The 8,287-nt window shown below is 64.6% G+C and carries 9 protein-coding genes; 1 reads left to right on the top strand and 8 read right to left on the bottom strand.

Annotated elements, in window-relative coordinates; genetic code table 11:
- Positions 1-116: 116 nt before the first annotated feature.
- Together RF650_RS13350 and RF650_RS13345 are read right to left on the bottom strand one after the other, a co-directional pair.
- Entirely contained in the window at positions 117-875 is a 759-nt protein-coding gene (locus RF650_RS13350) for an MFS transporter (protein ID WP_368815158.1), read from the bottom strand.
- 133 nt (positions 876-1,008) lie between these two features.
- Positions 1,009-2,088 carry a GNAT family N-acetyltransferase gene (locus RF650_RS13345; protein ID WP_368815157.1) on the bottom strand — a complete coding sequence of 360 codons (1,080 nt, stop codon included), beginning with the start codon at positions 2,086-2,088 and terminating at the stop codon, positions 1,009-1,011.
- A 59-nt stretch (positions 2,089-2,147) separates the two neighbouring features.
- Between RF650_RS13345 and RF650_RS13340 the strand changes: the two genes are divergently transcribed.
- Entirely contained in the window at positions 2,148-2,744 is a 597-nt protein-coding gene (locus tag RF650_RS13340) for a TetR/AcrR family transcriptional regulator (RefSeq protein ID WP_368815156.1), read from the top strand.
- Here the strand turns inward: RF650_RS13340 and RF650_RS13335 are convergent.
- From RF650_RS13335 to RF650_RS13310, 6 genes are all read right to left on the bottom strand, one after another.
- Positions 2,725-3,204 carry a helix-turn-helix transcriptional regulator gene (locus RF650_RS13335; RefSeq protein ID WP_368815155.1) on the bottom strand — a complete coding sequence of 160 codons (480 nt, stop codon included), beginning with the start codon at positions 3,202-3,204 and terminating at the stop codon, positions 2,725-2,727. The genes RF650_RS13340 and RF650_RS13335 overlap by 20 nt on opposite strands.
- Positions 3,201-4,028: a 23S ribosomal RNA methyltransferase Erm gene (gene erm / locus RF650_RS13330; protein WP_368815154.1), complete on the bottom strand. Its 828-nt coding sequence runs from the start codon at positions 4,026-4,028 to the stop codon at positions 3,201-3,203. The genes RF650_RS13335 and erm overlap by 4 nt, the downstream gene beginning before the upstream one ends.
- An 890-nt stretch (positions 4,029-4,918) precedes the next feature.
- A complete protein-coding gene (locus RF650_RS13325) occupies positions 4,919-6,088 on the bottom strand; it encodes a helix-turn-helix transcriptional regulator (protein WP_368815153.1) in 1,170 nt (389 codons plus the stop codon).
- The gene (locus RF650_RS13320; RefSeq protein WP_368815152.1) at positions 6,085-7,197 is read right to left on the bottom strand and encodes a VanZ family protein; all 1,113 of its coding nucleotides are present in this window, start codon (positions 7,195-7,197) and stop codon (positions 6,085-6,087) included. Before RF650_RS13320 ends, RF650_RS13325 begins: the two co-directional genes overlap by 4 nt.
- A gap of 29 nt (positions 7,198-7,226) precedes the next feature.
- The gene (locus tag RF650_RS13315) at positions 7,227-7,637 is read right to left on the bottom strand and encodes a hypothetical protein (protein WP_368815151.1); all 411 of its coding nucleotides are present in this window, start codon (positions 7,635-7,637) and stop codon (positions 7,227-7,229) included.
- A 30-nt stretch (positions 7,638-7,667) separates the two neighbouring features.
- Positions 7,668-8,024 (bottom strand): hypothetical protein, encoded by a 357-nt coding sequence (locus RF650_RS13310; RefSeq protein WP_368815150.1) that lies wholly within the window; start codon positions 8,022-8,024, stop codon positions 7,668-7,670.
- Between the last annotated feature and the right edge of the window lie 263 nt (positions 8,025-8,287).

Below are 8,287 nucleotides of genomic sequence, written 5' to 3'. Positions count from 1 at the left end.
ACGACCTGCTCCGGGGTGTGACGCTTCCTGCTGTTCGACATGATCTGACCAGTCTCCCTGCCCGCAACCACGGGCGACAGGACGACTCCCAGAACCACCGGACCTAAAAAACGGGGTCAGCCCAGGGGCTCAACTAAATCCAGGAGCGGTGTTGGGAGTCTCCGCTGGCGCCGTGCGAACCACCAGAAGAAGACGAAACTCGTCGCAAGTGCCCCTGTAATGAACGCACCGGAGGGGGCCGATACGGCACCCTGCTTGATCGCTGCGACTAGGCCAGTCAACCCAACGAGCGCCAGCACAGATGACAGCAAGTCCCAGGACGTTCTTGCCGATGCGCGAGCCGCTGGCGCGTACATGGCCGCCAACAAGAAGGTCACGAGGGCAAAGGGGACGTTGATGAGGAAGACCGAGCCCCACCAGAACCACTCCAGGAGCAGGCCTCCTATGAGCGGACCGAAGGCAATGCCACCGATCGAGACACTCGACCAAACAGCGATGGCGACGTTGCGCTCCTCCTCGTCCTCGAACGTGAATCGGATGATCGCGAGTGTCGCGGGCAGCATTAGTGCTGCACCCACCGCGAGTAGTGCGCGCGCGACGATCAGCACCCACGCGTTTGGAGAGAAGGCTGCGAGTAGTGAAGCTATCCCGAACGCGCTGATGCCAATCTGGAACACCAGCTTGTGTCCGAACGTATCCCCGAGCGTCCCGGTGCCCAGCAGTAGGCCAGTCATGACTAGGGGGTACATGTTGATGATCCACAGTGACTCACTTACGCTCGCCGACAACTCGTCCGTCAGAAGAGGCGCGACCACGTAGAGAATCGAAGTGTCGACCGTTGCAAGTAGCAAACCGAGAGAGACGGCGGTGAGCACGAACCACCGTGTGTACTGCGAGGCCGGCGCAGGGGGATCTTGAGTCATCTCAGTCTTTCAATATGCCGATACGTCGTCAGAGCGCGGTAGATTTGGGAGCCGCGTACAGGGAGCATGAAAGTCAGACTCCCGATCATTGGCGCATGTTCTCGGAGGCAAGTCGCGCGAAGATGAGGGTGTCGGTCCATTCGCCCTTGCTGAACCAGTCCTGGACGTGATGTGCTTCGAGCCGGAGCCCGACACGACGAGCGAGTGCTGCCGAGGCGCTGTTGCGGGCATCCATCTGCGCGGTGACGCGGTGGAGCTTGTAGTGATCAAACCCGAGGGCGAGTACTGCTCGGACGGCTTCGCTGGCGAAACCTTGCCCACCGTGCGCCGGGTCGAGAACCCACCCGATCTCGCCTTGACGGTGCTCGTGATCGGTGAGCCAGAGGGCCACATCTCCGATCGCGACGCCGCCATGCTCGATGACCAGCGCAAGCGCACCAGTCTCGCCATCGATGCTGGTCTTCGCTAGCCGCTCGGCGAGCTTTTCGCGGGTGACTTCCGCGGTCCATGGCTCGTCCAACAGGTAGCGGGCAACGTCGTGTCGCGAGTACAGCTCGTAAAGCCATTCGGCATCGTCGACGTTATGCGGTCGGAGATGGAGTCGCTCCGTCACCAACGGCCACTGGGTGGTGGGCACGAGATCGCGCCTGTAATGAAACAACTCCTGGTGCTGTCCTGCGGGCGTGGTCCCTACGGATCGCTCGACCTCACGGAACCCTGCGGTCGTCAAGCATCGCTGGGAGGCCTTGTTCTCCGGGAGTGTGCGTGCCGTCAAGGTTCGAAGTCCACTGCTGTGTGCGAAACGCGATGCCAGCTCCAGACCCCGACGAGCGTGCCCATCCCCCCGCGTATCGGGATGAATCCAGAAGCCGACCTCGGCAGCCTCAGAGCTGACATCGAAGAGCACCAAAGAGCCCACGAACCGGTCCGTCTCGGCATCCGCAAGAGCGAGGACGGCCAACGTGCCCGACGACAGACCCGCCGCAACTTCTTCGCGGATCATCCGTCGCACGGACTCGGGGGTGTAGTCGGGCTCGGGCAGGTGGCCGAAGCGCCGCACAGCCTCATCCCTGGTGCCGGCCGCATACGCGTCTGCGTCCAGCTCGTACAGGGGACGTAGTCGAGTGTTCTCCAACGTGATCGGAAGGGTGGTGGCATCCAGCATGCGCTAAACCTAACATAGAATGGATAGCTAACTGAAGCATGTTTGGTTAGGCTGGTGGGGTGAGCTACTGGGAACACCGCAAACCTGTGCAACGCCTCCGCGCAGTGGACATCGTCGAGGTTGCGAGGGCATCGGTGAGGCTGCTGGACGAAGGCGGGTTGAGGGCCCTCACCCTGCGATCGGTGGCGCAACAGGTGGGTGTCGCTCCAGCCAGCCTGTACTCCCGCGTCGAATCAGTCGACGATCTGTTCGACCTCGCCCTCGACACAGCGCTTGCAGACGACCCCGTGATGTCCGAGTCGATCCGCAACGCCGACCTGCCCGCCCTGATGCACGCCTTCTTTGCGCACCTCACGACCCACCGGTGGGCCGGTCAGGTCATCGGCATGCGCGCACCCAGGGGGCCCGCGTACCTGGCCCTTTCCGAGCGGATGTGCGTCCTGCTCGAACAAGCAGGCACCCCGGATCCGCTGGGAACCGCGTATCTGCTGTCAAACCTGGTGATCGGCGCCTCCCTGACCGCTCCGATGGCGCCTGACGAGAAGCGCGTCGCCATTGACCCTGACCAAGCTCCTACCTATGCGCGGCTCCACGCGACGCACCACATCAGCCCACGCGAGATTCTCTCCGACGGCATCACGGCACTCCTGTCGTGAGAGGGCCTTTTGATTCTGGGCTGCCCTGCGTTGCTGATGGCCACGGGCTGGTCTCCGTGAGAGCGCGCCCAATCGCAGTGCGCCGATATTCGGACGGGCTGATCCCGACGACGTCGGTGAACTGCCGTGCGGCATGCCCACGGCTGCGCCACCCGACTTTTGTCATGGCGACGCCGATTGGAAGATCAGTCTCGACCAGGAGCTCAGCCAGCCGATGGGCCCGAATGTGAGCCAGGTACCGCATGGGCGGCATCCCGAATCGTTGTGTGAACGCTCTGCCCAGCTGTGACACCGAGAGGTGAACCAGCGCGGCAAGGTCACGGAGCCGCCAATCCCGTTGAGGTGCTTCTGCGAGCAGCCGCGCTGCCAGTTCTGTGGATGTTTCACCGGAACGGTGCTCCGTGGCACTCCTAGCTGTTGACGTGTAGCGGCAGGCCTGGTGCCGCGCAGCGATGGTCATCGACGGCGCCTCCTCGACTTCACCTGCTGCGTCTGCGCACGGTGTGCAGGCGGTGAAGAACCGGTGGTCTTGAACAAGTCCGCCCATGCCTCGACGGGCATGTCCTTCGGGAGTCCTGCAGCGGTGATGCCGTGGCGTGTCAGCCACGCCTGTGCGGTCTGTGGTGACCCAAGTGAGGTGGTGTGCGCGAGGATCTGGGCCAGCCCGCGGCCGGGGCCGGTGTAGACGCGGTGGACCAAGGCGTGGAACTGGCGTCGCCGTGTCGGGGACAGCAGCGGATGTTCGCGACGGTGGATGGTGAGGATTCCGCCGTCGACTCCCGGACGCGGGGTGAACGCGCGAGCGGGAACACGACTGTGCAGCGTGAACTCGAACCAAGGCGCCCATTGCGCCGTCATCATCGTGGCACCGCCGACGCCCGCTCTGCGCCGCGCGACTTCCCATTGCACGAGCACGATTGCATCGGTCCATGCCGGGGAGTGCAGGATGCGGCGCAGTATGGCCGTGGTCTGGTGAAACGGCAGGTTGCCGACGAGCACATGCGCAGATGCTGGAAGCCGGTAGGTCAGGAAGTCGTCGGCGACGACCTCCACGTGCGACGGGAGTCGTTGGGTCAAGCGTTGGGCGAGCCTGGTGTCGATCTCGACGGCTGTCACCGGTCGCCCGAGCTGGGCCAGCGGGGTGGTGAGTGCTCCGTCACCGGGGCCGATCTCGATGATCGGGCCCTCGGTGGCAGCCACGAGCCGTGTGATCGTGGCAATGGTGGATGGGTCAGTCAGGAAGTTCTGGCCGTGCTCATGACGGCCACCTCGATAGGTAGGCACTGTTTGCTCCGTGGTTGTTGCGGAGCCGGGCACGCTGAAAGAGCCGCCCGGCCGTGATCACCGGGGGCGGGAGCAACAACCTGTGGAGGGTGCCCGCCGCTGTTAGCGGCTGCGCAGACGCAGCGAAGCAGTGCCGTAGAACAACATGCCCACCAGCGTAGGTGACCCCGCTGCCGGTCAGCGACTCAATATCCCGTCTCTGCCCAAAGACGCGGAGATCCGTATCAATGATGACCAGTACGAATCCCGAGCTAACCCACGGCCGCAGAGCCTCGACAGATCTGCCACACGTCTTTCAAGCGAGGCCCGAGCAACGTCACCCTGAGCTGAGACTGGGCTCCAGCGTCGCCGGCAGCGCACCTGACCGATGCGAACCCGTCCCTCGGGGACGGGACCAGGGAGGAGCTGGCCGCATGAGAGTTCTGTCACTGGATCGCGCTGAGCGCTCCGCGATCGCGCACGAGATCCGCCGCTACCAGGACTATCGGGTGCGTATCGGTGACGACCTACACGCCTCCCATGTGCTGGTGGGGCATGGCGAGACCGATCCTCCCGATATTACGCCGCAGGTCGAAGGAATGATCGACGCGCATTACGGCATCGCCGAGCAGTGCCGAACGCTGGCGGGACAGTTCGACGCTGACGGCCCGGTTCAGCTCACCCGCGCGACGCTCTCCTTGGTCTCGGAGATCGTGAGTAATGCCTTCGCAGACAATGTTCCTTCCGAACTAGCTCGGATCGACGAGTTCGCGACCGCCGCCCTGAGTGAACTCGCAGACCCCACCGTAGCGGCACCCACCGCAAAGCGCCGCAAGGAGGATTGGTTCTTCGTAGTCAGCGAGGAGACGCAACCCGAGGGATTACGGAGGGGTGCACTCATCAACGCCGGGTCAAGCATCGCGGGTGAACGGTTGCAGGATCGGGTTGCGTATCTGAGCGAGCGAGTCGACGCCCTCGCAGCGCAATTGGAGGATCAGCAGCATTACGTCGATGGACTGCGCAAGGCAGCCGATCGCCGCTCGACGCTGACGCGGCAAGTCGATCCATTCGCGCTGAGCGACCTGACGACTATCGAGACGCCGCGTGCATCGACCAACGGGATGGGTCTGTAGCCGCTGCGATGTACGAGTGTTGGTCCACATCCGGTGATCGGTGCCTATGGGGCGCATGGCCCGGTAGCGGCTCGGGCTGAGCCCGGTGTGCTCGATGAACGCTTCGGTCGCCCGGGAGCGGCTGGACCACCCGACCTGCCGGCCCGTGGCGGCAACGGGCAGATCAGTCTCGCGCAGCAGCCGCGCCATCTCCTGCACCCGCAGCATGGTGAGGTAGGCGATCGGCGTCTTGCCGTATGCGTCGGCGAACACTCGGCTCAGTTGCTGCGGGGAGAGTCGCACGGTCTTGGCCAGCTCACGCAACGTCCACGGATGCGCGACGCGTTCGTGGAGGGCCTCGCGCGCGAGCAGCGCTTCACGGCGCAAAGGTGCGAACCGCCGAGTACGAGGCAAGACAAGGCGCGAGCGTGCCCGCTGCAAAGGCGTCAACCGCACCGGGGAGACGCGGACATAGGGAGTGACCACGTCCATGATCGCGAACCAGAGTGCCTGCAGCCGATGGAATCGTCGCTGGAACTGCCCGTCAAGGCTGAGGGCGACCATCTCCTCCAGCCACGCCATCATCATGCCCGTCCGGTCCTCACCGAGGCGCAGGATCTGCGCTGGATGGGAGTAGAGCTTTTCAGCGAAGCCCATTGCATCGAGCCGGTCGTGGAGGATGCCGGCGTGCTGCCAGAATGCCTGATCAATCACGTAGTCGGTGTCGGCGTAGATCGTGGTGATGGTGATGTGTTCTTCGGGCTCGGACCCGCACAGCACGTTCGGGCCGAGCAGGATTACGTCTCCTGGGCGCACGGGCTTCTGCCCGAACTCGCTGAACAAGACCGCGCTGCCGTGGCGGACGATGATGACTTTCACGCAGTCGTAAGCCAGTGGCCCGACCGGTCGGTGGACGGTCTGAGTGCGAGCGAGCAGCATCTGATAGTCGCGCAGCATGGTTTCGCTCACGTGGCTGCTTGAATTTCGTGAGCATCGGGAAACAGAGTGCGGGCGTCGCGGATTCCGCAGCCCGTCACGACGTAGCTCAGTCCGCGGGCACTGGCAACGACGCTGAGGAGCGCGACGAACGCCAAGACGGGGATGAAGAGCACCCACGGGAAGCCGTTGAACAAGAGGGCGGTGGAGGTGCCTTGGATGATGAGTGCGCGGGCAAGCAGTCGCCAGCGGGTCGTGCTGTGCGGAACAGGTGCGAGGTAGACGCTGCGCTGCCCGAGGGAGGCGCCGTCGGTGACGAACGCTGGAACGACGACGGTGGCCAGGGCAGTGAGGGCGGCGCCGTGGAAGATCCAGGTTTCCAGTTCCAACAGCTGCGCCGGGGTCAGCTCCTGGCCGGTGCCACCGTGGCCGATGGCGTAGACAGTGGATGTGATCGTGCCGCCGATGACGGCGGCGAGGCTGAGGTACCAGGAGTCGAGCAGCATCCCGAGCAGCCGCCGTCCTCGTGTCACGGGTCGTGCCCGGTCGCGTTGCGCGAGAAGGTGGGCCTTGTTGGAGAGTAGGCGAGGCGTGATCCGCTCCAGCCCGATGCCGATGATCGCGCCGGTGGTGTTGGTGAACAGGTCCGTGACGTCGGCAAACCGGTAGGAGCAGGGCGCCAGGCCCCAGTTGCCGGTGAGCTGCGTGAACTCGATCAGCAGGGAAGTACCGAAAGCGGCGGCGAGGACGACGCCACGCGGCCATTCGAACACGCGGCGCACGATGAGCCCGAACGGGATGAACAGCACCATGTTGAGTGCGAACTCCCATACGAGCCAGTCGCTCAGCACCGCGCCGGCGCCCTCAGCGCGAACGAGGTCGATCAGCTCCTTTGGGAAGCGCAGCGGGTCCAGCAGTGGCGTCGTGGCCCGCGCGGTGCAGTAGCCGGGCGTGAACTCCGGGAGCGGGAAGACGGTGAAGGCGACGATCGCGCTTGCGTAGACGAAGCCGGCGGCCGTCCACAACATCCGGAGCGCATCGAAGCGGCCGTATCGGCGGTACTGCCACACCACCAAGGGCAAGAACAGCACCGCCGAGACGGTTAGGCCGACCAGGATGGAGCCCAGGAATTGCGACTTCACGGACGCACCTCGTCAGACTTTCGCGTTGTTCAGGAGCCGAAGATGAGGCTCTTGATGTAGTCGATGACTTCGTGCAGTTCCTCGTAGTCGCGAACGGCGGGGTCGGCGACGACAAGGTTCCACACAGTCGCGACTCCGGCGAGGATCGCGAACACGACGACGCAGACGATGATCCCGGTGACCGCCAGCCCAGTGCCATGGGTTGCGCCGCGCAGCCCGGCCCAGGCCACGATGATCCCTGCGCCGGCGATGAGCGCGGGAAGGAACCCGATATAGGGAATCAGGAGGAGCAGCGGGGCGGTGAACAGCGCGATGGCGGCGAGCACCATCGAGACGACGCCTTTGCCGGTTGCCGACTTCGGGGGGACGCCGGGCGCGGCGGTGTTGTGCTGGTAGACCTGCACCGGTGGGGTTCCCTGGGACGGATACGAGTTGGACATTGTGTCTCCTTTCGGGAGGGGGAAGATGCGTCAGATACGGGTGTCGCGGCGTTCGAGAATCGCGGTTGTGATCGTCAGGATCAGGACAGTGAGGATGATGCTGGCGGTGAGGATCGCGGTGACGTCGCCGCCGGTGATGGAGCCGGTGTCGACGAACGACCCGGTGCCCAGCAGGGCCGTTCGGGTCGCGACTGCGTAGGGCGATACGAGTGCGGCGTTGCCGATTGCCATGAGTGCGGCGGTGGAGATGCCGGAGGCGACGATGGCGACGGCGACGGGCGCGGCGAAGGAGCGCAGGAACGTCGACAGTGCCGACTGGATCGCTGCGGCCGGGATCGTTGCGACGATCAGCAGCCCGGTGACGGCGAGGTACTCGCCGGGGAGCATGCCCGGTAGCCCGAATGCGGCTTTGCCGGCCCTTCCCAAATGAGTGTGGGTAAGGGCCCAAGCGGGGTGCGTGTCACGGGGGTCGGGTAGGGGTCGAGGCCTCCAGGATGGGGGTGCTGAATCCAACCGTCCTCGAAGGCCTCGATGTGTCCCATGCTATGTGCGCGCCGGCGTGCGCGCTCTTCGACCTGTCCGATGTCCACGTGCTCACGATCGAGCGGCACCGCTCCTCGTTCACCCTGGTGGTCGAGACCGTGCCGTCA

This window comes from Kocuria sp. CPCC 205297, from assembly GCF_040981035.1.
GTDB lineage: Bacteria > Actinomycetota > Actinomycetes > Actinomycetales > Micrococcaceae > Kocuria > Kocuria marina.
The sequence above is the reverse complement of the archived record's forward strand: the minus strand, read 5'-3'. Positions and strand labels throughout refer to the sequence as shown.